This window comes from Mucilaginibacter sp. P4_G9 (assembly GCF_056400985.1).
In genome coordinates this window covers 1-740 of record NZ_JBFUKF010000899.1, presented here as the reverse complement: position 1 = coordinate 740, position 740 = coordinate 1, and the positions used below count along the sequence as shown (strand labels likewise).

Sequence of the window (740 nt, the reverse complement as noted above, 5' to 3'; positions counted from 1 at the left end):
GTACACGGTATGTGTGGTTATCATGCTGCTAAACAAGCTCTAAGTGACGAGTTCGGCATTAAAATATAGATTTCAAAAATTTGAGCGATAATTTTACCAGGCATCGACTTTAAAAATTAAATGAATATAAAAATGCTTTAGGCTGGCGAACTGACCATAGTGGAAAGCGATCATTAGCGTAATGGCCTCACAATTACATAAGCCTGCTTAGCATTGTGAGCCCTTTGTTGTGGCCAACCAAGTTTCTTTGTATGCTTACCAATTTAACACCTTTCCTACAATTTGAGGTAATTAAACCAACTTAAATAAGTTATAAATTCATCAACAAAATGGGTTTTTAATTTATAAAAAAAGTATATTTACGCCTGAATATTTTGATGGAATTTAATATGTTCAAGGTGGGTGATAATATTATATAGGGATTTAGTTTTCAAATTAATCTGAAGATTTAAGTACTTTATTTATTAGCTTGTAATATCCAGTGCTTGATTACAGTGTTTTTTGTTCAGACAATTTGACACATGAATTAATTACATAATTCGAATAATTACATATATGCATTCAACAAAGTTCACTCTTTTTTTATTAGCACTTCTGATCTTCCCCTTTTGCTTGAGACTAAAAGGATATGAGCCCTATCCTGCGATTCTATTTCCGGATGGTTCTGTTAGTATTTCAAAAACAAATGATCTGATATCTTTTAATATAAAAGAAGTTTATGCTTTAGACCAGAATAATCA

The 740-nt window shown here is 31.1% G+C and carries 1 protein-coding gene; it reads left to right on the top strand.

Annotation, left to right across the window (positions count from 1 at the left end):
* Positions 1–555: 555 nt before the first annotated feature.
* On the top strand, positions 556–740 hold a 185-nt coding region (locus AC1DPZ_RS28435), incomplete at its 3' end, for a hypothetical protein (RefSeq protein ID WP_477409856.1).